General features: G+C 67.8%; 23 protein-coding genes. 19 read left to right on the top strand and 4 right to left on the bottom strand.

Annotated elements, in window-relative coordinates; genetic code table 11:
• Window position 1: 1 nt before the first annotated feature.
• From ACIBJC_RS14830 to ACIBJC_RS14815, 4 genes are read left to right on the top strand one after another with little or no spacing between them, the layout of a single operon-like run.
• The gene (locus tag ACIBJC_RS14830) at window positions 2-514 is read left to right on the top strand and encodes a hypothetical protein (RefSeq protein WP_399292383.1); all 513 of its coding nucleotides are present in this window, start codon (window positions 2-4) and stop codon (window positions 512-514) included.
• A complete protein-coding gene (locus tag ACIBJC_RS14825) occupies window positions 511-1,266 on the top strand; it encodes a TnsA-like heteromeric transposase endonuclease subunit (RefSeq protein WP_399292075.1) in 756 nt (251 codons plus the stop codon). The genes ACIBJC_RS14830 and ACIBJC_RS14825 overlap by 4 nt, the downstream gene beginning before the upstream one ends.
• Complete coding sequence (locus tag ACIBJC_RS14820) at window positions 1,263-3,428, top strand: transposase (protein ID WP_399292073.1); 2,166 nt, start codon at window positions 1,263-1,265, stop codon at window positions 3,426-3,428. Before ACIBJC_RS14825 ends, ACIBJC_RS14820 begins: the two co-directional genes overlap by 4 nt.
• Window positions 3,428-4,567: a TniB family NTP-binding protein gene (locus ACIBJC_RS14815; protein WP_399292363.1), complete on the top strand. Its 1,140-nt coding sequence runs from the start codon at window positions 3,428-3,430 to the stop codon at window positions 4,565-4,567. Before ACIBJC_RS14820 ends, ACIBJC_RS14815 begins: the two co-directional genes overlap by 1 nt.
• Before the next feature lie 14 nt (window positions 4,568-4,581).
• Here the strand turns inward: ACIBJC_RS14815 and ACIBJC_RS14810 are convergent, their stop codons facing one another.
• Complete coding sequence (locus ACIBJC_RS14810; RefSeq protein ID WP_399292071.1) at window positions 4,582-5,838, bottom strand: TniQ family protein; 1,257 nt, start codon at window positions 5,836-5,838, stop codon at window positions 4,582-4,584.
• Between the two features lie 347 nt (window positions 5,839-6,185).
• Between ACIBJC_RS14810 and ACIBJC_RS14805 the strand changes: the two genes are divergently transcribed.
• Complete coding sequence (locus ACIBJC_RS14805; protein ID WP_399292069.1) at window positions 6,186-7,199, top strand: helix-turn-helix transcriptional regulator; 1,014 nt, start codon at window positions 6,186-6,188, stop codon at window positions 7,197-7,199.
• Between the two features lie 176 nt (window positions 7,200-7,375).
• On the opposite strand, the gene ACIBJC_RS14800 is transcribed toward ACIBJC_RS14805, so the two are convergent.
• On the bottom strand, window positions 7,376-8,896 hold the full coding sequence (locus ACIBJC_RS14800) for an MFS transporter (RefSeq protein ID WP_399292067.1): 1,521 nt from the start codon (window positions 8,894-8,896) through the stop codon (window positions 7,376-7,378).
• A 606-nt stretch (window positions 8,897-9,502) separates the two neighbouring features.
• Here ACIBJC_RS14800 and ACIBJC_RS14795 point away from each other — a divergent pair.
• The 7 genes from ACIBJC_RS14795 (at window position 9,503) to ACIBJC_RS14765 (ending at window position 16,056) form a co-directional block, all read left to right on the top strand.
• Window positions 9,503-11,047: an MFS transporter gene (locus ACIBJC_RS14795; protein WP_399292361.1), complete on the top strand. Its 1,545-nt coding sequence runs from the start codon at window positions 9,503-9,505 to the stop codon at window positions 11,045-11,047.
• A gap of 191 nt (window positions 11,048-11,238) precedes the next feature.
• Window positions 11,239-12,228, top strand: a complete 990-nt coding sequence (locus ACIBJC_RS14790) for an Lrp/AsnC family transcriptional regulator (protein ID WP_399292066.1) — start codon at window positions 11,239-11,241, stop codon at window positions 12,226-12,228.
• 338 nt (window positions 12,229-12,566) lie between these two features.
• The gene (locus ACIBJC_RS14785) at window positions 12,567-12,941 is read left to right on the top strand and encodes a nuclear transport factor 2 family protein (RefSeq protein WP_399292064.1); all 375 of its coding nucleotides are present in this window, start codon (window positions 12,567-12,569) and stop codon (window positions 12,939-12,941) included.
• Window positions 12,942-13,091: 150 nt separating this feature from the next.
• Complete coding sequence (locus tag ACIBJC_RS14780) at window positions 13,092-13,955, top strand: NAD(P)H-binding protein (RefSeq protein ID WP_399292062.1); 864 nt, start codon at window positions 13,092-13,094, stop codon at window positions 13,953-13,955.
• Window positions 13,956-13,996: 41 nt separating this feature from the next.
• A complete protein-coding gene (locus ACIBJC_RS14775; RefSeq protein WP_399292060.1) occupies window positions 13,997-14,770 on the top strand; it encodes a DNA/RNA nuclease SfsA in 774 nt (257 codons plus the stop codon).
• 102 nt (window positions 14,771-14,872) lie between these two features.
• The gene (locus tag ACIBJC_RS14770) at window positions 14,873-15,823 is read left to right on the top strand and encodes an NAD(P)-dependent alcohol dehydrogenase (RefSeq protein WP_399292059.1); all 951 of its coding nucleotides are present in this window, start codon (window positions 14,873-14,875) and stop codon (window positions 15,821-15,823) included.
• Window positions 15,824-15,891: 68 nt separating this feature from the next.
• Window positions 15,892-16,056: a hypothetical protein gene (locus ACIBJC_RS14765; RefSeq protein WP_399292057.1), complete on the top strand. Its 165-nt coding sequence runs from the start codon at window positions 15,892-15,894 to the stop codon at window positions 16,054-16,056.
• A 510-nt stretch (window positions 16,057-16,566) separates the two neighbouring features.
• On the opposite strand, the gene ACIBJC_RS14760 is transcribed toward ACIBJC_RS14765, so the two are convergent.
• Window positions 16,567-17,229, bottom strand: coding sequence for a histidine phosphatase family protein (locus tag ACIBJC_RS14760; protein WP_363243459.1), 663 nt, complete (start codon window positions 17,227-17,229; stop codon window positions 16,567-16,569).
• 360 nt (window positions 17,230-17,589) lie between these two features.
• Between ACIBJC_RS14760 and ACIBJC_RS14755 the strand changes: the two genes are divergently transcribed.
• The gene (locus ACIBJC_RS14755; protein WP_399292055.1) at window positions 17,590-17,886 is read left to right on the top strand and encodes a hypothetical protein; all 297 of its coding nucleotides are present in this window, start codon (window positions 17,590-17,592) and stop codon (window positions 17,884-17,886) included.
• A gap of 34 nt (window positions 17,887-17,920) precedes the next feature.
• Window positions 17,921-18,559, top strand: coding sequence for an ATP-binding protein (locus ACIBJC_RS14750; RefSeq protein ID WP_399292053.1), 639 nt, complete (start codon window positions 17,921-17,923; stop codon window positions 18,557-18,559).
• A gap of 183 nt (window positions 18,560-18,742) precedes the next feature.
• Here the strand turns inward: ACIBJC_RS14750 and ACIBJC_RS14745 are convergent, their stop codons facing one another.
• The gene (locus tag ACIBJC_RS14745; RefSeq protein WP_399292051.1) at window positions 18,743-19,612 is read right to left on the bottom strand and encodes an oxidoreductase; all 870 of its coding nucleotides are present in this window, start codon (window positions 19,610-19,612) and stop codon (window positions 18,743-18,745) included.
• A gap of 142 nt (window positions 19,613-19,754) precedes the next feature.
• Between ACIBJC_RS14745 and ACIBJC_RS14740 the strand changes: the two genes are divergently transcribed.
• The 5 genes from ACIBJC_RS14740 to ACIBJC_RS14720 all read left to right on the top strand — a co-directional run bounded on the left by ACIBJC_RS14740 (window position 19,755) and on the right by ACIBJC_RS14720 (window position 24,129).
• On the top strand, window positions 19,755-20,660 hold the full coding sequence (locus ACIBJC_RS14740; protein ID WP_399292049.1) for a helix-turn-helix domain-containing protein: 906 nt from the start codon (window positions 19,755-19,757) through the stop codon (window positions 20,658-20,660).
• Between the two features lie 468 nt (window positions 20,661-21,128).
• Window positions 21,129-21,347, top strand: coding sequence for a hypothetical protein (locus tag ACIBJC_RS14735; RefSeq protein WP_399292047.1), 219 nt, complete (start codon window positions 21,129-21,131; stop codon window positions 21,345-21,347).
• A gap of 43 nt (window positions 21,348-21,390) precedes the next feature.
• Window positions 21,391-21,687, top strand: coding sequence for a DNA/RNA nuclease SfsA (locus ACIBJC_RS14730; RefSeq protein ID WP_399292045.1), 297 nt, complete (start codon window positions 21,391-21,393; stop codon window positions 21,685-21,687).
• Between the two features lie 556 nt (window positions 21,688-22,243).
• The gene (locus ACIBJC_RS14725; RefSeq protein ID WP_399292043.1) at window positions 22,244-23,458 is read left to right on the top strand and encodes an ABC transporter ATP-binding protein; all 1,215 of its coding nucleotides are present in this window, start codon (window positions 22,244-22,246) and stop codon (window positions 23,456-23,458) included.
• Window positions 23,455-24,129, top strand: coding sequence for an ABC transporter permease (locus ACIBJC_RS14720; protein ID WP_399292041.1), 675 nt, complete (start codon window positions 23,455-23,457; stop codon window positions 24,127-24,129). Before ACIBJC_RS14725 ends, ACIBJC_RS14720 begins: the two co-directional genes overlap by 4 nt.
• Window positions 24,130-24,133: the final 4 nt, after the last annotated feature.

The raw sequence follows: 24,133 nt of genomic DNA, 5'->3' as shown, positions 1-24,133 counted from the left end.
CGTGCGAGCGCAGACGGCAGCCCCTGGCGTTGCCGACTTTCAGCGGCTGTGGCTGGAGATCGCTTACGGGCGAGTACGCCCCCTGCTGGGCGGGGTGGAGGTATCGGCGGCGGAATGGTTCGCGACGTTTCGGGCGTGCGTGATTCTGCTGCGGCTGGGGCTGCCCAGGGTGCTGCGACGGCTCCGTACGCCGCCGGCCTGGTGCGGGCAGGCACTGATGAAAGAGCAGTCCGAACGCGGGGCGCGGGGGGCCCGGTTCAGCTGGGGCCCGGCATCGGCGGAAGCGGCTTCCGCGTTCCTCTGGGTCGTGATGCCGCTCTTGGAGGCGACCGATGTTCGGGAGCTGTCGAAGAAGGTGGCGCCGCTGGCGCGGGCGGCGATCGATGAGGGGTGTTTCGAAGCGAGGCCGCTGGGGCGGTTAGCGGTGCCAGAGGTCTTCGCGGAAGCGGTCGGCGTCCATGCCCGGGTGGGTAGCGGCATCAGGAGTCCGTGGTGGCGAGGAGTTTCAAGGTGAGCGATACAGGATCAGGGTCGGGAACGCGGGACATCGATCTGGTGCGGGTGCGCTACGTCGACCACGAGGGGACGGAGCGTCTGGTCAGGCTGGAAGAGGCGGTCAGGGTTCCGATCGAGGACGGGCGCACGGTCCGATCGATCCCGAGCTATCGCGATCAGGGGCATATGCCGGGCAGGTACTGGGCCGCGACCTTGGGCGACTTCGTCGAGTACGAGAGCTATCTGGAGAGCAAGTGGCTCATGCTGCTGGACTTCGACTCTGACGTGATCTCATTTGCCACGCAGCCGCTGGAGTTCGACGCGGTCGACGGTCTCGGCGCATGGCAGCACACTCCGGATGTGTTCGCCCGGCGGCGGGACGGCAGCGTTCTGCTGCTGGATGTGAAGAACCCGGAGCTGCGCGACGAGCCGAAGGTGCAGCGACAGGAAGAGCGCACCCTGCGCGCGTGCGGCCGATTGGGCTGGGACTACGCCATGGTGTCGGAGCCGGACGGGCAACGGTGGGTGAACATCGACCTGCTCTCCAGTGCCCGCCGTCCGCTGCATCTCGGCGAGGAGCTGGCGCCCCGGCTGCTGAAGCTGGCCCACAGACCGGTGGCGATCGGAGAGTTGCTGAGCTTCATGCAGTTCCCAGATCTGGCACGGGGAGTGCTGTTCCACCTGATGTGGTTCCAGAAGATCGTCACCGACCTGGACCGCCCGCTGCGCGACTCGACAATGGTGAAGACGGCCGAGGGCCCGCGAGTATGACGGGCGGATCGGTGCGGCTGCGGCGTGGGGTCAAGGTGTGGCTGGACGGTGTCGTGCACACCGTAACCGGGGTGACCGACGACGGGGTACGACTGCGGTCCGAGACCGGTTCCTGGACCGTGATCGGGGTGGGGGACCTACTGGCGGACCCGTCGTTTCGTCCGTACGAGGGTGACACCGATGAGGAAGGCACGAACGAAGGCAACACACTGAACGGTCAGAACCGAGGAAGGCGGCTGTGGCTGGATGCAGGCGCCATGCTCGACGGACTCAGCGAGAAGCAGCGCGAAGACCTGCAGCGCGCCCAGGAACACCTCTTGGAGGTGACCACCGGTTATCGCAGTGGCGACCCTGATGACGCACTGCCCGGCGAGCCCCTTGTCACCTACGCCCCGGACCTGCCGCTGACCCAGCGCGTGCACAACAAAGCCGAAGAGCTCGGATACAGCCGCATTCAGATGTGGCGGCGTCTGAAGAAATGGCGGGAGGAGGGGCTTTGGGGGCTGGTGGACCTGCGCACGCAGCGGGCCTCGGACCCGTTGGCGGGAGTGGACCAGCGGCTGGTCGACGCAATCATCGCTCAGCACTACGCGACTGAGGAGGACGACTCCACTGGCAGTCTCAACCGGCTGCGCCGCCGGGTGGAACGGCGTCTGGAGGACATGCATGGTGTCGGCGTGGTGAAGGTTCCGTCTCAGACGTCGTTCCGACGCTACGTCGCTCTGCTGCTGCCCGGCCGATACACCACCGGGCAGGCGACCACGCGGCGTTCGGTGGCGAACCGGCCCGACGGCCACTACCGGCCGATCCTCGCCAACCGGCCCGGCGAACTGGTGATGATCGACACCAGCTGGCTGGACGTACGCGCCTACGACCCGGACACCGACACCGTCGTCTCGGTGGACCTGACGATCGCGATCGATGTGTGCACCCGCAGCCTGCTGGGGTGGCGACTGGTCCCGAAGGGAACCAAGGGCGTGGACGCGGGCATGGTCATCGCGGACGCGATGCTGCCGGAACCGATGCGGCCGGGCTGGCCCGAGGCCCTGCGGCACAAGATGCTGCGCCTGCCCTGCGAGCCGCTCCTCTCGCTGGACGAGCGGTTCGCTGCCGCCGCGGCACGCCCGGTGATCTACCCGGAGACGATCGTTATCGACCATGGAAAGGCCTTCGCTTCACAGCCGGTCAAGAACGTCTGCCGCCGCTACGGGATCACAATCCAGGACGCCCGCAAATACCGCCCCACCGACAAACCGCAGGTCGAGGCCGCGTTCAAGACGATCAGAACTCAACTGGCCGAGCACATCGCCGGGTTCAAGGGGCACAACGTGGTGCATCGCGGCGGCGACGTGGACGCGGTGGCACGGTGGACCATCGCGGAGCTGGAGGAGTTCTTCGCCGAGTACGTCGTCGCCGTGTACCAGCGCCGCCGCCACAAAGGCCTGGTCCTGCCGGGCTTTCCGGAATTGAATCTGTCGCCGAACGACGCCTACCGGCTCGCCGTCCATCGCTGCGGCTATATCGCCGCTCCGCGCGATGCGAACCTATTCCTGGAGTTACTGCCAATCCGCTGGACCGGAATCACCAACTTCCGTATCCAGAAGGACTACCTGCACTACAGCGCTCCGGTCATGCGTAACCACAACAACACGCCATCCCCGTATCCGCACGCCAAGGGGAAGTGGCCGATCCGCTACGACCCGCGCGATGTCACCCAGGTGTACTTCCACGACCCGTACACCGGGATCTGGCACACCCTGCGCTGGTCCCACGCCCTGCACGGCCTGGAGCCCTTCACCGACATCACCCTGCGCCAGGTCAAGCGCGAGCTGCGTGATCGCGGCTGCGACCCCAGGGACCAAGAGGCCGTACTGGACGCCTTGTTGGATCTGCAGAACCGCACCGACGCGGCCGAGGCGTCAACCGCCCGCGACCGCCGGGCCAGAGCCCGTGATGCCGAGCGTGCCCGCGCGGCGGCCCGCGACCGGGCCCGAACCGAGCTCGCCGACTCGTCCGCCTACGTCCCGCTCGAAGAAGCTCGGCTACGAGCCGTTCCTCCCCTGCCGGACGATACGGAGAAGGAGAGGTTCAGCATCGACTTCGACTCCCTGCCCTCCTACGAGGTATGGGGCGGCGGCCCGGATGAGGACGGCCCCGCGTGATGGCGCCGCCGCCGGACCGGGAGCCTGAGACTGTCCACCATCCCGGCCTGGCCGAACCGCGCACCAAGGAAGACTGGTTCGCGTACATCTCCTATGAGCCGCCGCCCCGGCCGGCAGTACCCACCTATGAGCAGTACCTGCTCCTGGATGAGGACGACCGGAGGCGCCTGGACCGGTGCCGCAGCCGCTACCACAGCGCCTTGGTGCTGGCCTGGACTCCTGCCGTGCGCCACTTCGAAAACGAGATCATGGAACTACTGGAAGCCAATGAGGACGCCCCGCCCGGAGCACGGCCCGGCCTGCTCATCGACGGCCCGCCCACCGTCGGCAAGTCCACCCTGACCAAGATGATCGCCCGGAAATTCGAGCTGCAGCTGCGGACGGACTTCCCCGAGCGCTTCAGCAGCGACCGCCTGGGCGCCTACGTCCCCGTCGTCTACATCTCGCTGGCCGACCAAGTCACCCCCAAGCAGATCTCCCTCGCCTTCGCCCGCTATCTGAACACTCCCACCCGCGGTACCAAAGACGCTGTCGACGACCGTGTCCTGACCGCACTCAAAGCGTGCGGCAGCCAGCTGATCATCTTCGATGACCTGCACTTCCTGGACTGCTCCCAAAAGGACGGCCGCGCCTCCAATGACCACATCAAGTTCCTCGCCAACCACGCCCCGTGCACCATCGTCGGCACCGGCGTCGACCTTGAGGCGAGCCCCCTGCTCAGCGAGGGCGGAGCGACCGGCCGCAGTACGCAGACCTCCGGTCGTTTCAGCCGCCAAGTGCTCACCCCTTTCGCCCTGGACACCGAAGCCGACGCCCTGGCGTGGATCGCGGTCATCCGCTCCCTTGAAGACTCCTTGCAGCTGTACCGGCACGAGCCGCAGAGCCTGACCCGCCGCCACTGGCAGTACCTGCACGACCGCACTGGCGGCAGTCTCGCCGGCCTGCATGCCCTCATCCGCCGCAGCGCCGTACGCGCCGTACGCCGCGGCACCGAAGCCGTCACCCGCGAAGTGATGGACTCCATCACGCTCTCCTACGCGCACGAACGCGGCTACGCGAAAGTCCTTCAACTCAAGGAGCGGAAGAGCGCTCCGAATGCCGGCAGGTCGAACGTGGCCGACGGATCCGGTTCCGCGTGACTCGTCCGAGGAGATCAGGGCGAATCCCGTATGACTTGTTGGCGCAGGAGTGCTTCGTACACAAATGGATAGACGAGTTGGCCGATACCCGGCGGCACATACAGCGGCTCACTGTCCCAGCGGGACCGCGCCTCCTGACCCTCGCGCGCGAGAGCGGCGAACCAGTCGGATTCCGCCCTGCGATCCTTCGCAGTCATCAGCCGGTCGGCCAGATAGATGGCACCGGCGACGATCAGGGGATCAGCTTGGTCACGGTAGCTCACTAAGCCGGTGAACATTGAGTAGGAGCGGGATTCGTCCCCGGTGGCCTGCGCAATCACCGGGTCGGCGTCCCCGAACATGGCTGGGGTACGCAGGCGCAGGATCAGATCAACCAGGGCAGGGAAGACGAAGAGACCTCGTGGGTTCCTGCCATCTCCTGGCCGATCGCCTTCTCCGAAACCGTAGTTGATCCATCGTTGCACCTCGATCAGGCGCGAGTCGGTGACGGGCTGCGGGGTGCTCTCGGCGAGAGGGTATCCGCACCGTTTGCCACCTCGTCGGCCCTCACCGCCCCGAGACTGGCCGGGGCACCACAAGCGCATGTCCGGTGGCCAGTTGCGGCTGTCCTGGGACTCCCTGCAGTCGGGGCAGACGACGTTGAGGAACACCTTGTGGTCGGGGCAGGCGTAGGACCAGGCGAGCTTCCAACGCAAGGGCCAGCGGCCACCGTTGTCCTCGATGCACTGTGGGCACCAGCGGGAATGGTTGGCGTTGAAGAAGTAGTCCATGATGAAAGAACGGGCCTGCTCATACCACTCGCCATCGGTGGGCAGCGCCGGGATACCGTCCGTGTACCGGCGGATAAGGAGGGCTGTGATGCCCTCGGCGGGAAGCCCTGTGGCTGCGGATATCCGGGCGATGTCGTCCTCGGAGAGGGCAGCGGCCAGCAGGTGCGTGTTACTGGAGGGCGACCTCCTGACCTTCCAGAACTCCATGAGCAGTGCGTTTCGGCCGCAGAGATTCTCCCGGGCCACGGCATCCATCCAACTGGTGAAGGACTCACCGGTCACCGGCGGCGGGACAAGGACCATCCTGCGAGGCCAGGGCAGAGGCGGTGGGATCTTGGACGCCAAGCGCTCGTCCTCGTGCGCTTGCTCGACAGCAAACTGACGAATGTACTTCTCGACGGTGACGCCGGAAGCCCTGGCCTGCTCTCTGATCACAGCGAAATCCGCGGCAGAGAAGGTCACTTGAACCGTTACAGGATCCGGCGGAAGCGAGGGAGCCATGAGGCAATTGTTGTCCTGAGTGTCACCAGCCGACTGACCGGCCCCGAGATCTTGGAGGCTCCGGGGTGACCGGAGTTAGGTGGAGGCGGCCTCCGCCCGTTGCACGAACCGGACGCCACCGACGAGAGCTGAGACCTCGCTTCCTGGGCTCCATCTGCCGTCCGGCGAGCCCGGCTTTTGAAAGGAGAACGGATTCTGAGAACCGATCCGAGATCACCAGAGGGCTGGCGGCTTCGGCAAAGGAGTGTTGGCGAGAGCTTCAGCGCCTCCCGTGTTCCGCCCGCGGCTCGGTCCGCGTTCGGCGATACATGACGTTGATCGTCATGTATGTGCGGGATGCTTGTGGTATGAAGTCGGACCGGTTGCTCTCCATTCTGCTGTTGCTGCAGACGCACGGGCAGGTGCCTGCCGCTGAACTGGCGTCGCGCCTGGAGGTGTCGGTGCGCACGATCTTCCGGGATGTGGAGGCGCTGTCGGCGGCCGGGGTGCCGGTGTACGCGGAGCGCGGAAGCAAAGGCGGTATCGCGTTGCTGCCGGGGTACAGGACGGATGTCACGGGGCTGACCGCCGAGGAGGCTCGCGCGTTGTTCGTGCTGGTCACGGAGCAGGCGCATGCGGATCTGGGGTTGGGGCAGGCGATCGGTTCGGCGTTGCGCAAGGTGATGGCGGCGCTGCCGGCGCCGTTTCGTGGGGACGCCGATCTGGCCAGTCGGCGCATCATGATCGATCCGGTGCGCTGGCGCAGCAGTCCACGGCCTTCGGCCGTGGATCTTGGTGTGCTGCAGGTGGCTGTGTTCAACGACCGGCGTCTTCGGCTTCGCTACCGGCACGGTCGCGATGCCCGGGTGAGCTCGTACACGCTGGATCCGTACGGGCTGGTGAGCAAGGCCGGGGCCTGGTATCTGGTGGCGGACTACCGGGGGCAGCCGATGATGTTCCGCTCGGACCGGATGCTGTCGGCGTCGGTGGTCGATGAGCCAGTCCGCCGCCGTGACGGGGTGGAGCTGGCAGATGCGTGGGAGGTGCTGCGGCAGAGCATCGACCGGATCCCGGCCCCTGTGCGCGTGGTAGTGCGGGTACAGCGGTCGGTGCTGGCCCGGTTCCTGCGTTACCACGAAGCCGACCTCGCAGATCCTGCGCCTGCCCCGGAGGAGGCCGGGGTGGAGGCGGGCGGCGAGGGAGAACCGGTGGAGCTGGAGCTGCGGTTCCCGGCGCTTCGTTCGGCCGAACAGTTGCTGATGTTCGGCCCGGCGGTCGAGGTCTTAGAGCCTGCGGAACTGCGCGAGGTGCTGGTGCGCCGGGCACAGGAGATCACCTCCCTGTACTCCAGGGGAGACGGCGCCCGACAGCCCCAGCTTTGAACGCTGGATCAGTGAGCGGCCGAAGCGTAAGGGCGATTCGTTGCAGTGGTCGAGTACCTGGCCGACGCTGAGGGGGTGCCTCCTGGGGGGCTGCCGAGCGGCTGAAGAGTGTACGCGAGCAGGCGGCAGTGCTCGACGCGCTGATGTGCGTCGGGCACTGGCTGGTGCGGGTGCCGTCAGCCCATGTGAACGACGGAGGGGGCTTCGGTGTTCTGTTGCCTGCGTGCGTTGACGGCCATCGCCGTGACGAGCAGAGCAGCGATGAACATGACGCCGGCGGCGGCGAACGCCATGGTGTAGCCGTGAGTAAGGGCCGAACTGGCCTTCTCGATCAGGGCAGTGTCCCTGGCCCCTTGGCCCCGGTAGAGGGACTGCGCGGCATCTGAGAGCTTGTTGTTGGCGGCGGACGTGGAGATCGTCGCCAGGACGGCCAGGCCCAGGGCAGTGCCTACTTGTTGTGCGGTGTTGAGCAGGGCGGCGGCGATGCCCGTCTCCTGGTGCTTCACGCCGCTGACCGCTCCCAGCGTCATCGGGACGAAGCACATCCCCAGTCCCAGGGCGGTGACGCACATGGCCGGCATGAGGTGCCCGGCGTAGGAGGAGTGAGGTTCCAGGGTGGCGAACCAGAACATGCCCGCTGCGGCGACCACCAGTCCCGGTCCGGCGATCGTGCGGGGAGCGAACCTGGCGATCAGCTTGGAACTGAGCGCGGCAGCGACACCCATGCCGATACTGAAGGGGAGATAGGCGAGGCCGGTGCTGACCGCGTCGTAGCCAAGGACCAGCTGCATGTACAGCGTCAGGAAGTAGAACATGGCGATCATGCCCGCGCCGATGAACAGCATCGTGACGTAGGACCCCGACCGATTGCGGTCCCGGAACAGGCTCAGCGGCATCATCGGGTCATCACTGCGACTCTGGACGAACAGGAACACGGCGAGCAGCACAGCCGAAGCGGCGAACGAGGCGAGGGTGATGCCGTTGCCCCAGCCGTGCTCACCGCCACGAGTGATGGCGTAGACCAGAGCGAGCAGGCCGCCGGTGCCAGTGATCGCTCCGGGAATGTCCAGCCGTCCGGGGTGACGCTCGGCCTCCACGAGGAGGCGAGTCCCGGCCAGGATGGCAATGCCGATGGGGATGTTGACGAAGAACACGCATCGCCAGTCCAGCGCCTCGGTCAGGACGCCGCCCAGCAGGAGACCGACCGTCGAGCCGATACCGGCCATCGCCGCATACACACCCATCGCCGTGTTGCGCGGCTTGCCCTCCGGGAACGTCGTGGTGATCAACGCCAGAGCGCTCGGAGCGGCCAGTGCCGCGCCGATCCCCTGCAGCACCCGTGCGCCGATCAGCAGTTCCTCGTTCGGAGCCAAGCCTCCCAGCAGGGAAGCGAGTGTGAAGAACGCGATGCCTGCCTGGAACATCCGCCGGCGCCCGAACAAGTCACCGGCCCGCCCACCGAGCAGCAGCAGCCCGCCGAAGGCCAGCGCGTAGGCGTTCACGATCCACGCCAGATTCGCATCGGACACACCCAGGTCCGTCTGGATGCTCGGAAGCGCGATGTTCGTGATCGTGCCGTCCAGGATCAGCATCAACTGCGCCGAGGCGATCACGATCAGCGCCAGACCCAGATGACGTCCCCCCGTCGACGTCTCGGGGGGTGAGGAGCCAACGACAGGCGCGCTGTCAATGGGCATAGAAAGAACTCCTGAGAAAAGAGAGTAGCCACAGCCGCGCTTAATTCCCCGGGAACGAGACAGGCATTGATTTCCTGAATTCAATTCCTAAAGAAGTGGGAGCACTGCGGATGCCCGGAGGGGCGCTTCTTCGCATGAGCCGCACTGACGCGGAGCTGACCGGGCTTGATGCGAATCGGAACTCTAGCACCGCCGCAACACTGGAACCGGCAGCTCCCAGACAGCTCCCATGTGGCGTTTTCGACACTTGACAGGCATGCGAGAACTGTGTGCCTACGAAACTCAGGACTTCTTCAGAAGTGCTTGCATTCCAGCTCCATGCCTGTACAGAACCAATACCAGGTGTCCACATTTCTCCTGGAAATGCAACGAATATGAGTCGTCACATCCGGCCCGTTGTGCCGGTCGCCGTGGAGGAAATCACCGGTATCCATGTGGCCGGTGTCGGTTCTCCAGGTTTCAGCGGCCGTGGCTCGCACTGGTGTGAAGCGAGGCGGAAAGTGGCGTGGTCGGAGCCGGGCGTACGTGCCTGGCGCAGTGAGGGAGAGCTTCTTGAACGTCAAGACAAGAGACGCGCCTGCGGGTCGGCCGGCGGTGACGCTCGTGATGGCCTGCGTCGGTGTGTTCGTCGCCTATCTGCCGGTGACCACCGTCTCGGTGAGTCTGCCCGCCATCCAACGGGCGTTGAACGCGTCGACGTCCGAACTGTCGTGGGTGTCCTCGGCGTTCGTGCTGCCGGTGGCCGCGCTGATCCTGACCGCCGGTGTCTTCGGTGATGTGCATGGGCGCAAAAAAGTGTTCCAGGCGGGCCTGGCCTTCTGCGCGCTGGGGGCGGCCGTTTCGCTGTCCGCGCAGTCCATTCAGACCCTGTGGGTTGGGCAGGCGCTCTCGGGTATGGGTTCGGCCGCGTTGTTGCCAATGACGCTGGCGCTGATCAGTCACGCGGTCCCGGATCCGAGGGAGCGGGGGAAGTTCATCGGGCTGTGGGCGACGTCGCTGATGGCGGCACTCGCGGTAGGCCCGCTGATCGCGGGAGTGATTCTGGAGCAGTTCGCCTGGCGGTGGATCTTTCTGCTGACCATCCCGGTGGCGCTCCTGGTGATGGGTCTAGCTGTCCCGCTGCTGGACGACTCCCGTGCTCCTGGCTCGCGGCGGCTGGACTGGCCCGGCCAGATCACCGCCGCCATCGCCATCACCGCGCTCGTGTACGGCGTCATCGAAGGCGGGGCCAGCTCCTTCACGGACACCCCGGTGATGGTCGCGCTGACGGTTGGGGTGGCCGGCTTGGTGGCCTTCGTGCTGGTGGAGAGGCACAGTGAGAGCCCGATGCTCGATCTGTCATTGTTCCGCAGCCCGGCGTTCACCGCGACGACCGTGGTCATCCTCATCAGTTTCCTGGGGCTCATCGGCTTCTTCTTCGTTCTGAGCCTCTACTTCGGCATGGTGCAGCACCTAAGCACGCTCGACGCGGGCCTGCGGATGCTGATGGTCACGCTGGTGCCCGTAGTGCTGGGCGGGGTGTTCGGGCGCCTGTCCCGGCGGGTGTCGGCGCGTGTCCTGATCACCGGCGGACTGCTGGTCACTGCAGGTACGCTGCTCGCGTTGACCACGATCGACGCGGACACCTCGTTCGGTTCGCTGGCCTGGCGTCTGGCTCTGCTCGGCCTCGGACTCGGCACGGCGTTCACCTCGATCACGGCCACCGCAGTCGCCTCGGTGCCGCACCGACTGGCCGGGATGGCGGCGGCCGGCAACAACGCCTTCCGGCAGGTCGGCGGCGCGCTCGGGCCGGCCGTCCTGGGAACGCTCCTGACCACCAGGGCTGTCGACGCCCTGCCCGGCCACCTCGCCGACACCGGCATCGGCGGCCCGGCGAGCGGGCGCATCGTCTCCGCTGTGGACACGGGCGGCTTCGGCGCGGTGGCCCGGATGGACCTCGGGCCGGCCAGGGGCAGAGCGCTTGAGGCCCTGGCAGAAGCCTTCGTCGACGGCCTCCACCTCTGCCTGGTCGTCTCCGCAGTCCTCATGCTGCTCGCGGCCGCTCTCAGCGCGATCCTGTTGCGTCGCCCTCGGCGGACCTCGGTTCCGGTGGCCATCGGCACCAAGCCCGACTCGACGCCCGCGGCAGCCCAGGAGGCCGTCGGCCGGTGACAGCCCGCCTGGCATCAAAGCCGCTGCGGATACGGCCGGCCTCGGCGTGAGCGCCCACCGTGGGGACGGGCGGACACTCCCGGGAGGCCCGGAACGCCACGCTGAAGGGCGCTCCGGTCCTCGCCGCCCCCAGTCGTGGACGATAAGCCCCGACCCTTTCCGACCACCCCCGCATCGCAGGAGACGCCCTGGTGAACGCCCGCACACCCGACGCGCTCGACCTCAAGCTGCTCCAGGCTCTGCAGTTCGACGGGCGGGCACCATTCAGCCGCATCGCGCAGGTGCTCGACGTCTCCGAGCAGACCATCGCCCGACGGTTCCGCCGCCTGCACGTCACGGCGGGCCTGCGCGTACTCGGCGTGACCGACGCAACAAAACTCGGCCGCAGCAGATGGATCGTCCGGCTGCGCTGCACACCAGACGTGGCCGAGCGACTCGCCGAAGGACTTGCTAAAAGACCCGACACCGCGCATGTGGTCCTGATCTCCGGCGGCACCGAGGTGATGTGCGCCATGAAACCGCGCAGTCGGCAGGAACGCGACGAACTGCTCTTCGACCGGCTGCCACGCACGCCCCGCGTCACCTCCGTCAACGCCCACTGCGTACTGCACTCCTTCTACGGCGGGCCTCTGGGCTGGCTCACGAAGATCAGCGCTCTCACGCCGGAGGAGGAGGCCGCGCTCCGGCCGATGGCCGGTGAGCCGACCACGGAGTCCGTATCACTCGACCCCGACGACGAACGTCTGCTGGCCGTGCTCCAACGCGACGGGCGAGCCACGCTCACCGAACTCCAGTCAGCAACCAGCCTGACGGAGTCCGTGGTCAAGCGGCGTCTGGAGAACCTGAAAGCAACGGGCGTCCTTTACTTCGACATCGAGCACGACCACGAACCTCTGGGCCACGACGTCGAGGCCATGCTCTGGCTGACCGTGGCGCCCTCCAGGCTCGCCCAGGTCGGCCACGCGCTTGCAGCACACCCCGAAGTGCGTTTCGCCGCTGCCACCACCGGCCAAGCCAACATGGTGATCTCCACCCTGCACCCCACCGTCGGCGATCTGTATACCTACCTGAGCAAGAGGGTCGGCGCCCTGGACGGGGTGCAGTCCGTGGAAACCGCACTGGCCCTGCGTCATGTGAAACGCCTGACCTACGAACCACCCCGTACACGCCCCGGACAGTGACCACCGGGGCCGCGCGCCGATGCGCCCTCCGCAGCGCCCGTGAACGTCGCCGCCGCGCCCACGGCGCTTGGCCCGCCTCCGCCATCGACGTTCTCCTCCCAGCAGAACAACGAGGTCGGCCCCCCGTGTGCCGCAGGGCATGAGGATCGCCCGAAACTCTTCAGAAAACCCCAGTGATACATGACGCACCCTGTCATGTATCACGGCCCATGATGGGACACGAACCTGCCAGTTCCGCACACCAGGCGATCTGGCGCTCCCCCGGCATGCGAGTCCCGTGCGCCCGTGCCACGTTGTCCCGTAGTGGGGGATGGAATATCACGAAAGGAACACTTCCCATGACTGCCACCAGCGGATCCGCCCAGAAGATCGCCGACGAGTACGTCCGGGCCTGGCTCGACGGCGACATCAAGAAGGCGCTGAGCTTCATCGCCGACGACGTCGTGTGCGAAGCACCGAACGGCCGTTTCGAGGGCCTGGACCGCTACCGCGAGTTCCTGGAGCCGTTCGCAAGCTCCATCATCAGCAGCAAGGTGATCGGCGTGCTGGGCGACGACACTCACGCAGCGAGCGTTTACACCACCGAGGTCCCCTTCGCGAAGGACTTCCGCGGCATGGAATACCTCACCGTCAAGGACGGCAAGATCACCCACGTGATCAGTGTCTTCGACCTCAGCCCGATGATTCAGGCCGGCGGCAACCCCCAGCACTGACCAGGCCAGAGCGCGGGTCTGCCGTCCGTCCGCGCGACGGCGGCAGACCGACTCCAACCCAGCTGCACATCTGGCAACTGCATCCACCAGACGTCGAGCAGCTGCCTGCAAGCCCCGCCTCCGCCACCTTCACGAAGAGAGCTCCCCAACATGATCACCGTCACCGGCGCCACCGGCCACTTCGGCCGCCTGGCCATCGACGAACTCCTCATACGCGGCGTCCCCGCCGACCAGATCGTGGCCGCCGTCCGGACCCCCGAGAAGGCCACTGACCTGGCCCTACGCGGCATCCAGATCCGCCAGGCCGACTACGACCATCCCGCGACCCTCGCAACCGCGTTCACCGGCATGGAGCGGCTGCTGTTCATCTCCTCCAGCGAGTTCGGCCGCCAGGCCGAACAGCACGCCAACGTGGTCCGCGCAGCGAAGGACGCCGGAGCCACCGAGCTGATCTACACCAGCTACCTCAACGCCGACAGCAGCGGCATCGCCATGGCCGAGCCGCACACCCGCACCGAGGAACTCATCCGTGCCTCCGGGATCCCGTACTCGATCCTGCGTAACGGCTCCTACATCGAGAACTACACCGCGAACATCGGCATGTGGCTCCAGTACGGCACGATCATCGGTTCCGCGGGCGACGGGAAGATCTCCGGCGCGACCCGCGCGGATCTCGCAACCGCAGCCGCCGTCGTGGCCGTCGGCGCGCCGGTCGCCAACCGGGTCTACGAACTCGGCGGCACCCCGTTCACCATGAGCGACCTGGCCGCTGAGACCACCGCCCAGACTGGCACCACGGTCACCTACACCGACATGCCGCCGGACGAATACTCCAAGACGCTATCGAGTGCGGGTCTGCCGCAGTTCCTCACCGACGCCATCGCCGACAACAGTGCCGGCGCCGCGCGCGGCGGCTGGTACACCGACAGCAAGGAACTGCAGAAGCTACTCGGCCGTCCCGCCACTTCCGCCAGGGAGGCCCTCGCCCAGGCCCTCGCCCAGCAGCAGGGCTGACCGCCGGCCGCACCACCCGTACACAAGTGAACGAAGGCAGCATGACGGACACCGCCGCAGCACTTACGGCCAGAGGCGACAAGATCTACTTTCCCGAGCCCCTGACACGGGCCACCATCGTCCGGCGCCCGAACAGGTTCATCATCGACGCCGATGTCGACGGGAGCGAGACCGCCTGCCACTGCCCGACCACCGGCCGCATCGGCAACCTGGTCCTGGACGGGCTCGACTGCCTGCTCTCGCGCAGCCACAACCCCGCCCGCAAGACCCCGTACACCGTGGAGGCCGTCAGCGTCGATGCCCCCGGCGCCGACCATCCGGTCTGGATCGGCATCAACCAGAACGCCGCCAACCGGTATGTCGAACAGGCCCTGGTCCACCACATGCTGCCGAAGATCGTCACCGCGCACAGTGTGCTGCGCGAGCAGACCCTGGGCCGCTCCCGTCTCGACTTCCTCGTCGACGACACCTACGTCGAGGTGAAGACCCCGCTGGACAGTCTCCAGGTCGCTCTGGGCGATCACGTCCGCACCCGTCCCAGCCCGCCGCTGGCCTCCACCGACCGGCTGGTCAAACACATCGGGGAACTCGGCCGCAGCCTGAGGGCGCATCAGCGCGCCGTCATGCTGGTCTGTTTCCTGTACGACAACCCCGGCTTCAAGGTCCGCCCCAGCAGCCACCACGACGAGGTCCAGGCGTCGGTCTCCCAGGCCGTGCAGGACGGTGTCGAGATCTGGCAGGTCAACTTCCGCCTGGATACGACGGGTGTCCGCGTCGCGCGCTACTCCGACCTCACCGGCCGGTTCGTCGTCTGAGGGCGGCCGCCTCGCTCCCACGGTGCGGGAACGCCGGCTCGACCCGAGCCCCGTACCGCCCACCCCGTTCAACCGAACGGGTCTACTCAAGGAGCACAGCTCATGCGCAGGATTCAATACCACCGCTACGGTGGCCCGGACACGATGCGGCTGGAGGGCTTCGTCCTGTCCTCACCGCAGGAGGGACAGGTCGCCGTCTCCGTCGCCGCGGCTGCGGTCAACCCGATCGACTGGAAGGTCCGCCGGGGCGAGCTGAAAATGATGACCGGCCGGTCCTTCCCCCGCGCGATGGGCTCGGACTTCGCCGGGACCGTCACCGCGACCGGCCCCGGTGTCACCGGCCTGAACCCCGGCGACCAGGTGTACGGGATCGCCGCGCTCAAACCCAGCGGCGCCTTCGCCGAAGCTGCCATCGTCCCCGCCTCCAACCTGGCCCTCAAGCCCGCCGGCCTGTCCTTCGAGCAGGCCGCCGCGCTCGCCACCCCCGCGGCCATGGCCTTTGCCGGACTCGTCGACCGCGCCCATCTCCAGTCCGGTCAGCGGGTCTTCGTCAACGGCGCGACCGGCGGCGTCGGCGAAGCCGTCGTCCAGCTCGCCCACGCCCTCGGCGCCACCGTCACCGGCACCAGCGGCCCCACCTCGATACACCGGGCCCGCGCCCTCGGCATCGACCGCGTCTACGACTACACCGCCGCCGACCCCGCCGACCAGGCAGAGCTTCAGGGCGCGTTCGACGTCGTCTTCGACACCAACGGCTTCCTGCCGGTCAAGACCGCGATGCGGCTGCTGAACAAGACCGGCGTCTACCTCGACATCAACGCCACCCCCGCCAAATTCGCGCACGCCGCCTTCATCCACCGCCACAAGATCTTCTTCTGCAAGCCCGATACCAAGACCCTCACCGCCGCTGCCGACCGGGCCGCCGCAGGGGACATCCAGATGTCCATCGGCGAAACCGTTCCCCTGGAGGGCGCCATCGATCTGATCGCTGGCCTGGAGAACGGCCGCAAGATCAACGGCAAGGGCCTGATCCTCGCCGGCCCCAACAACTGACACTGCCCGGCTGTCCCCTGACCGCTGCGGTTGCCGACGCAGGCCCCGCGGGCCGCTGGGGTGCGGGCATGGGGCTCGGCGTCGCGTACGGCATCGGGGCCGCTTCCGGTGTCGCGCTGACCGCCATGGCCTCCCGCGTCCTGTTCGACGAACCGCTCACCAAGGTCATGGGCGGCGGGATCGGCCTGATCATCGTCGGCGTCCTGAAAATCGAACTCGGCGCTGCCCACTGATCGCCCGCGAGCCGCAGCAGATGGCCGGGCACACCGAGACTGAGCGCCACACCGGCCAAGCAGCGCACGCCATGGCCAACGGGGGCGCTCAGCCATGGGAAGCGCACGATGGCAAGGAGAACGTTCAACGTGGTCGATGAGACCGAGATCTACGTCCACTGGTGATGGGGATCTCTGAAATCGGCCAGGGCCGCTCGTCGCCTCACTTGCTCCGTCGTTCAAGCGAGTGGGGAGTTCCAGCGAGCGCCTCGCAGGTTGTCTGCCGGGCCGCCCGCTCGTGGAGTGTGCGGGTGGCTGTGTCACCGTCCGTGGACGCCGTTTGGACGTGGTTTCGGGAGTCACTCAGCGCCGCAAGGCATGATCATTGTCGGTGACTGTTGATGTCGCTCGTATGTTCGTCAGCGGCCCTGCTTGTCTTCTCTCGACGGCCGGGGGCTTTTGACTTGCAGACCGCCACGTCTCGACAGGGCGGTACGGCAGCCAGAGTTGAACAGAAGAGAGGGCAACCCGTCAGCGAGCAGGGTCGGCCGCGCCGGCCGGGCCGCTATCTTCGGGGAAGCTTCTTTCCGGGCCGAGCGGGTGTTCCTCCCACAGGAAGGCCTGCCAGCCCTGGCCGGGCGAGCCGGAGAGGGCAACGACGCCGGTGTTGCCCAGCGGGTGGCTGGACGCGTACGCCGCATCGACGTTGGCCGCTCGGGCTGCCACCCACGCCCGGATCATCGCGCCGTGACTGACCATGGCCACCGTCTGCGCCCCTGTTCCCGCTGCCTCGGCGACGACCGCGTCGAAGCGGCCCAGGGCCTCCACGCCGTTCTCGCCGCCGGGCATCCTGCGGCCGGTGTCCCCTTCGGCCCAGGCGAAGGCGGTGGAGAGGTAGGCGGCGACAGCATCGTCATCGCCACGCATCTCCAGGTCTCCGGCAGCCAGCTCCCGGATCCCGTCCCGGACCTGAACCTCCAGCCCCGTCGCGCCGGCCAATGGCGCTGCGGTCAGCTGGGTGCGCACCAACGTGGAGACGTACAGGGCATCGATCTGCTCCGCCTCCAGAGCCTGCGGCAGCGCGGCGGCCTGCTCCTGCCCCAGCGGGGTCAGCGCGGGCCCCGGTGCCTCGGTGTCCAACAGGTGCTTGAGGTTCGACGGAGTCTGGCCATGGCGTATGAGGAGCAGACGCATGCGGGATTACCTCCACAGGGCGGAACAAGTCGCTCCACTCTGCCACCAGAGCCTTTGTCCCCAGCGCGAGGGGACCGGCACCGGTCACCCTCATGCTGCCATCGGCGGCCTGCACGGAGGACTTCCCGGTTGAACGGGTTAGACGTCGGCCCTCTGGCCACATCGACGTGGTGTTCGCGGTGGCTCGCGCGCTGAGATGCAAAGCCGGTGCGGGCCGTGCCCGGCCGGTCAAGGGCCCCTACGGCGGCGCCACGCACTGGCCTTCGGCCACCCTGGACAGTCCGTCCCGTCGCTGGACCTGGCTGGCTATCGGGCGGCCCCTCCCTTGTCGCGCCCGTCCGCAGGTCAGGGGCTCTGTGGGTGGGGAGATCCACTGAGCAGGTCTGGGCCCCCTCCGAGCAGGGGGTGGCCGCTTTCAAAGAGCGCCATCACTGGTACGCGGGCCGCTCGACGAGCGAGCTGGCCGCGTCGCTCGGACTGGACCGCAAGACGATCAGGAAGTACCTGACCCCGGCCGAGGCCGCCGGGATGACCCCGGGCGGGGCGGCGATGACCGGGCAGGACTGGGCCGAGCTGATCAAGGGCTGGTTCCCCGACCTCACCGACAAGCGGCTGCGGCAGGTGACCTGGCCCGAGATCGACAAGCACCGCGCCTAGTGTCCTGCGCCAGTAGTTGATCGTTAGTAGTTGCGTGACTTCTGCTGCTGGTGCGTCAGTGCCTCGTCGGGGCACCCGCCGCGAGACCGTCGCCTTCCAACGCCGCATGCACCGGGCGAAGTTCGAGCAGCAAGCCACCCTGGAAGAGTTCGACTTCGCGGCTTCTCCGAAGCTGCCCGCAGCCCAGATCCGCGACCTCGCCGCCCTGCGCTGGCTGCACACCGGAGAGTCCGTAATTTGTTCGGTCCAGTCGGCGTCGGGAAGACACACGTCGCCCAGGCATTCGGGCACCTCGCCATCCACCAAGGCCAGCCGGATCCTCGCGGACCTGGCCGGCGGGCACGCGGACCGCACCTGGGACCGCAGGTTGCGCGAGTTGGTACGTCCCGACGTGCTCATCCTCGACGACTTCGCGATGCGCCAGCTCACCGCGGCCCAGGCCGACGACCTCTACGAGCTGGTCTCCGAGCGGCAGGGCCGGTCTCTGATCCTGACGAGCAACAGGGCTCCGAGCGACTGGTACCCGCTCTTCCTCAACCCCGTCGTCGCCGAGTCGCTCCTGGACCGGCTGATCAACACCAGCCACCAGGTCATCATGAACGGCCCCAGCTACCGGCCCAACAAGCGCCCTCGAGGAGGCTCCGACAAGACAACCAAACCCTCGATCAAATAGACGGGGACGAGGCCAGGGCCTGGGGAATTACGTGACGCTCAGCCCGGGGAATTTCGTGACCGTTCACACTCCGCGAGGTGACCATGTACATGAGGGGTGATCATCATCGCGTCGAGCTCGCCGACGCGTCGGACTCGCAAGCACCGTGCGTCCGATGCTGACTGGGGTGTTCCTGCTTCGGTGTCAGCTGCCGATCGTGTCGAGTTCCGCGACCGCGTCGGTCGGCAACGTCAGGTCGGCGGCGGCGATGTTCTGGCGAAGGTGGGCGCGCGAGGAGGTGCCCGGAATGAGGGCGATGGTGGACGAGCGCTGCAGCAGCCAGGCCAGGGCGACCTGCTGGGGTGAGGCGTCCAGGCGTGCGGCGACGTCGGTCAGGGTCTGCGACTGCAGCGGGGAGAAGCCGCCCAGGGGGAAGAACGGGGTGAAGGCGATGTTTTCCGCCGCGCACCGCTCGACGAGGGCGTCGTCCTGGCGGTTGGCCAGGTTGTAGAGGTTCTGCATCGTGACGACCGGGGCGATGGCCTGCGCCTCGGTAAGCTGGGCATCGGATGCGGCACTGAGTCCGAGGTGGTGGATCAGGCCCTCCTGCTGCAGCTCGGCCAGCGCGCCGAACATGTCGCCGATCGGCTCCTCGACCGTCTGCCCCTCGTTGGTGCCCAGGCGCAGGTTCACCACGTCGAGCGTGTCCACGCCGAGGTGCTGGAGGTTCTCGTGGACCTGGGCCTTGAGGTCCTGGGGGTCCCGCGAGACGTTCCAGCTGCCGTCGTCGCCGCGACGGTTTCCGACCTTGGTCACGATGCGCAGGTCCGGGGGGTAGGGGTGCAGGGATTCCTTGATGATTTCGTTGACGACGGCGGGCCCGTAGTAGTCGCTGGTGTCGATGTGCGTGATGCCTCGCTCGACGGCTTCCCGTAGCACCGCGACGGCCTCGCCCCGGTTCTTGGGCGGCCCGAACACGTTGGGTCCCGCCAGCTGCATGGCTCCGTATCCCATGCGGCTGATGGTCAGGTCGTCGGCGAGGGTGAGAGTTCCGCCGGGGGTGGTGCCGGTCATGGTGCGCCTTCCGTTGTGCGGCCGTGTGGACAGCTTGTCCCGTATTGACTGTGCGCGCTTCCGGGCGGATGCGGCAGTACCCCGCTGTTCCTGGGAGTGACAGGGACAGGCACGCGCGCCGGTACGGGCCTACGGTTGAGGCATGGACGGCACCAACGCGCTCGGCGAGTTTCTACGCGCCCGCCGGGCACTGGTCAGGCCCGAGGACGCCGGAATCCGCGCCGGCGGGCTCCGGCGCGTGCCGGGGCTGCGCCGCGAGGAGGTCGCGATGCTCGCCGGGATCAGCGCCGACTACTATCTGCGCCTGGAACAGGGCCGCGACCGCAACCCCTCGCTTCAGGTCCTCGAAGCCCTGGCCGACGTCCTGAACCTGGACGCGGACGCCACCGCCCACCTCATCGGCCTGACCCAGACGCGCCCCTCCCGAACCCACCGGGCACCCCGCTCCACAGGCCGTGCACGGGCTGCACGCAAACCCGAGCCCGTGCCGCCCGGCATCCTCCAGCTCATAGAGGGCTGGACCACCAATCCCGCCTACGTCGAAAACAAGTTCACCGACGTGCTCGCCGCCAACGCGCTGGCCACGGCCGTCTCCCCGAACTACTCAGCAGGCGTCAACCTCCTGCGCGCCGTCCTCCTCGACGACAGCGAACGCGAACTGCTGCAGGACTGGGAGGAACTGTCCGAGGCACTGATCGCCTCCTTGCGGGCCAACGTCGGGCCCGACGTCGACGACCCGCGCCTGACCGAACTCGTGGGCGAACTGTCCGTGCGCAGTGAGCACTTCCGCCGTCTCTGGGGCCGCCACGACGTGCACCCCAAGCGACCGCGGGTCAACCGACTGCACCACCCACAGGTCGGCGACCTCGAACTGCATGCCAGCAAGCTGGCCATCGTCGGCACCGACGGCCTCGTCCTCAAGGTCTTCCACGCCGAACCTGGCAGCCGCAGCGCCGAACTGCTCGCGATCCTGGGAAGCCTGGCGGCCTCCGGCAAGGGCCGGAACCCGACCGGCCACGACCGGCACCAGGCGATCGACGAGCAATGAAGCCCCGTCGCCGAGTCCGCGAGCCCCGACAACGGCCCTCAGGTGATCGGACTTGAGCCGGCCTCCCGGGCCGCGCGTGGGAGGAGGGGCCCGACCATCGACGCCGCCGTGCCGGAGGCCACCACGAAGCCCACGAGAGTGGGTTACGCAAGGTGCAGTACCGCCCAGCAAGAGCTCCAGAGCCAGCTCGACGCCTCGCCGACGCCGGGTGCGATCCGGTCTTCTCGGAGAAGATCAGCCCCCGGATCAAGGTCCGGCCGGAGTTCGTCAAGGCGACTTCGCCCGCACCATCAAGAAGGCCGTCCCGCACCAGCGGGTGATCTTCACGGTGCACGAGATGAAGCGCCTGGGCCGCGGCGCCGCCGAGCTGGCCAGGGGGTCTACGACCCGTCCGGGCACGGCGCCGCCCTGTTCGCGTTCTTCGCCGGCACGGCCGAGTCCGAGCGCGAGTACATCCGGGAAAAGTCCTTGGAAGGCCAGGCGTCCGCCCGCGAGCGCGGCCGTCACGGAGGGCGCCCCAAGGTCGTCGACGACGATATGGCCGACTACGCCCGCGCCCAGGGCGTCACCGTCCCGCAGATCGCCCGCAAGCTCGTCATCCCCTCGGGCAAGAACAAAGGCGAGCACCCCTCGGTCGCCACGGTCTACCGCCTCCTCGCCGAAACCGCCGACAACGCCGACGAGTGAGTTGGTGCGCCACTCAGGGCATCAAGATCATCTCATTGCCCCTTTGACGCGCATCTCGGTCACACCCCACCGGCTCGTCAAGCACATCGGCGAACTCGGCCGCAGCATCGAAGCCCACGAACGCGCGATCCTCCTGGTCTGCTTCCTCTACGACAACCCCGGCTTCCAGGTCCGTCAGAGCAGCCACCACAGCGAAGTCAAAGCCGAGGTCGCAAAGGCCGTGAAGCGCGGCGTCGAGATCTGGCAGGTCAACTTCGAACCCGACCCCATCGGCGTGCGCGTCTCCCGTCACTTCGAACTCATCCCGCAGTTCCTCGCCCAGGGCGTGCTGCGCCCATGAACCCGGTATCCGGCGCGGGGAGTTGACGGCTCCGCCACTCCAACAACCCCACTCGCACTCGCACTCGCTGGAGCTTGTTCACTTCCGCCAGCAGCCTGAGCGCGCCCGGGTCCGCCTTCAGCTCGGTGAAGAAGTCCCCCAGCGCTCGCGCGCTCTCCTCGCCCGTGCCCGCGTCCTCGGCGATCAGGTCGTCCAGCCGAGACCTCGTCGCCGCGGACAGCCAGCCCACCGTGGCCGCGCAGAACCGCTCCTCGAAGGCGCCCGCGGAAGTGGTACGGCGCTGGGCCGCTGCTACGCCGGCGCGCTGCGCAGATGAACAGCCCTCTACCTGGCGGGACTACTCCTGTTTGGCGGATCAGGATGGCTGAGTGGCGCGGCTCTCGCCTGGTGGTACGCAAACCTGCTTCACCGTGTACGCAGCTGAGGACGGCTGCGCACTTGGGCGACTACTCGGAATGTGAATCAGGCACCAGCACCAGCCGGTGCCGCCATCGCCACCCTGCGTTCTCACTGTCATTCTCAGTGGCCCGAAACCGAAGACTTCGACGTCCTTCAAATGGACAGTGAGCAGGCCAACGGCCTCGTCAACTCTCACCTTCGGCGGAAGCTCTCAACGGCGGTCCACGACCTGACGCTGGAGATGCCCGAGGGCGGCATCACCGTGCTGGTCGGCTCCTCCGGGTGCGGCAAGACCACCACGCTCCGCATGATCAACCGGATGGTCGACCCGACCTCCGGCACGATCCGGCTGGGCGGCAAGGACATTCTCGACCAGGACGCCGCCGAGCTGCGGCGCGGCATCGGTTACGTCATCCAGCAGGCGGGGCTCTTCCCGCACCGCACCGTCCTGGACAACATCGCGACCGTGCCCCTGCTGCTCGGCTGGGGCCGCAGGAAGGCGCGGACGCGGGCGGCGGAGCTGCTGGAGACGGTGGGGCTGACTGCGGACGCCGGCAAGCGCTACCCGCACCAGCTCTCCGGCGGCCAGCAGCAGCGCGTCGGCGTGGCCAGGGCGCTCGCCGCCGACCCGCCGGTGCTGCTGATGGACGAACCGTTCGGCGCGGTCGACCCGGTCGTACGGACCCAGCTCCAGGACGAGTTGCTCCGCCTCCAGCAGGAGCTGAACAAGACCATCGCGTTCGTCACCCACGACATCGACGAGGCGGTACGGCTCGGTGACCGCATCGCCGTCTTCCGTACGGGCGGCCACCTCGTCCAGTGCGCCGCGCCCGCCGAGCTGCTGGCCCGCCCGGCGGACGCGTTCGTCGCGGACTTCCTCGGCGCGGAGCGCGAGCTGAAGCTGCTGTCGCTGACGACGCTTGCGCGGGTGCCGGTCCAGCGGGCGACGACGGTACGGGAGGACGCGCCGGTGCCCGCGCGCGGCAGCGGGCCGCATCTGGTCGTCTCCGAGAAGGGCGAGCCGCTGGGCTGGCTGGACCCCGACAGCTCCGGCACGGGCTCCGGCTCGGGCGCGCGCTCCGGCACGGGCTCGGCCACAGGCTCGGCGCGCGGGGAGACCCTCGCCCCCGTACGGCCGCTGCGTGACACGGACTCGCTGCTCGCGGCGCTGAACGAGTCGATCGCCTCGCCCACGGGGCTGATAGCCCGGGTCGACGCGGACGGCGTACTGACGGGGGTCACCTCGCGCGAGGCGATCCACGAGCACGCGGGGCGCAGCCACCGGGAGGCGGCCACGGAGGCGGTCCCGGCCGTGGCAGCGGCGCCGGCGGGCGGGACGCCGAAGACGGTGTCGAAGGACGCGGCCGTATGACCATCCAATGGTCGTGGATATCCGACCACGCGGGCGATCTCACCACCCTCACCCTCTCGCACCTCCAGGCCGCCCTCACCGCCGTACTCCTCGGGCTGCTGATCTCCCTCCCCCTCGCCGTCCTCGCGCACCGGGTGCGCCCGCTGCGGGGCTTCCTGCTCGGGCTCTCGAACGTCCTGTTCACGATCCCGTCGATCGCGGTCTTCGTGCTCCTCCTGCCGGTCTCCGGGCTGACCAGGACCACCACCGTCATCGGCCTGACGATCTACACGCTGGTCGTCCTCCTGCGGAACACGGTCGAAGGGCTCGACTCCGTACCGGCCAAGGCCCGCGAGGCCGCCGTGGCGATGGGGACGCGCCCGCTCCGTACGCTCCTCACCGTCGAGCTGCCGCTCGCCCTCCCCGTGATCATGGCGGGCGTGCGGATCGCCACGGTCATGTCGATCTCGCTCGTCAGCGTCGCCACGTACATCGGTGACGGCGGCCTCGGCCAGCTCTTCACCGACGGGTTCCAGCGCAACTTCCCCACCCCCGTGGTGGCCGGCGTCGTACTGACCCTGCTGCTCGCGCTGATCGCGGACGCGGCTCTGGTCGGTGTGCAGTACGTACTCACCCCCTGGACGAGACGGCCCAGGCGTCCCAGGACCCGGTCATCGAGCGGGAAGGCCTGACCCC

Source organism: Streptomyces sp. NPDC050509 (genome assembly GCF_044457965.1).
GTDB lineage: Bacteria > Actinomycetota > Actinomycetes > Streptomycetales > Streptomycetaceae > Streptomyces.
Note: the sequence above shows the minus strand (reverse complement) of the source record. Positions and strands in the feature narration are given on the sequence as shown.

Bases quoted from the DNA above. Each gene is read 5' to 3' on its own strand.
- ACIBJC_RS14820 (WP_399292073.1), top strand. From the start codon at position 1,263: ATGACGGGCGGATCGGTGCGGCTGCGGCGTGGGGTCAAGGTGTGGCTG.
- ACIBJC_RS14815 (WP_399292363.1), top strand. From the start codon at position 3,428: ATGGCGCCGCCGCCGGACCGGGAGCCTGAGACTGTCCACCATCCCGGC.
- ACIBJC_RS14810 (WP_399292071.1), bottom strand. From the start codon at position 5,838: ATGGCTCCCTCGCTTCCGCCGGATCCTGTAACGGTTCAAGTGACCTTC.
- ACIBJC_RS14805 (WP_399292069.1), top strand. From the start codon at position 6,186: ATGAAGTCGGACCGGTTGCTCTCCATTCTGCTGTTGCTGCAGACGCAC.
- ACIBJC_RS14800 (WP_399292067.1), bottom strand. From the start codon at position 8,896: ATGCCCATTGACAGCGCGCCTGTCGTTGGCTCCTCACCCCCCGAGACG.
- ACIBJC_RS14795 (WP_399292361.1), top strand. From the start codon at position 9,503: ATGGCCTGCGTCGGTGTGTTCGTCGCCTATCTGCCGGTGACCACCGTC.
- ACIBJC_RS14785 (WP_399292064.1), top strand. From the start codon at position 12,567: ATGACTGCCACCAGCGGATCCGCCCAGAAGATCGCCGACGAGTACGTC.
- ACIBJC_RS14780 (WP_399292062.1), top strand. From the start codon at position 13,092: ATGATCACCGTCACCGGCGCCACCGGCCACTTCGGCCGCCTGGCCATC.
- ACIBJC_RS14775 (WP_399292060.1), top strand. From the start codon at position 13,997: ATGACGGACACCGCCGCAGCACTTACGGCCAGAGGCGACAAGATCTAC.
- ACIBJC_RS14770 (WP_399292059.1), top strand. From the start codon at position 14,873: ATGCGCAGGATTCAATACCACCGCTACGGTGGCCCGGACACGATGCGG.
- ACIBJC_RS14765 (WP_399292057.1), top strand. From the start codon at position 15,892: ATGGGGCTCGGCGTCGCGTACGGCATCGGGGCCGCTTCCGGTGTCGCG.
- ACIBJC_RS14760 (WP_363243459.1), bottom strand. From the start codon at position 17,229: ATGCGTCTGCTCCTCATACGCCATGGCCAGACTCCGTCGAACCTCAAG.
- ACIBJC_RS14745 (WP_399292051.1), bottom strand. From the start codon at position 19,612: ATGACCGGCACCACCCCCGGCGGAACTCTCACCCTCGCCGACGACCTG.
- ACIBJC_RS14740 (WP_399292049.1), top strand. From the start codon at position 19,755: ATGGACGGCACCAACGCGCTCGGCGAGTTTCTACGCGCCCGCCGGGCA.
- ACIBJC_RS14725 (WP_399292043.1), top strand. From the start codon at position 22,244: ATGGACAGTGAGCAGGCCAACGGCCTCGTCAACTCTCACCTTCGGCGG.
- ACIBJC_RS14720 (WP_399292041.1), top strand. From the start codon at position 23,455: ATGACCATCCAATGGTCGTGGATATCCGACCACGCGGGCGATCTCACC.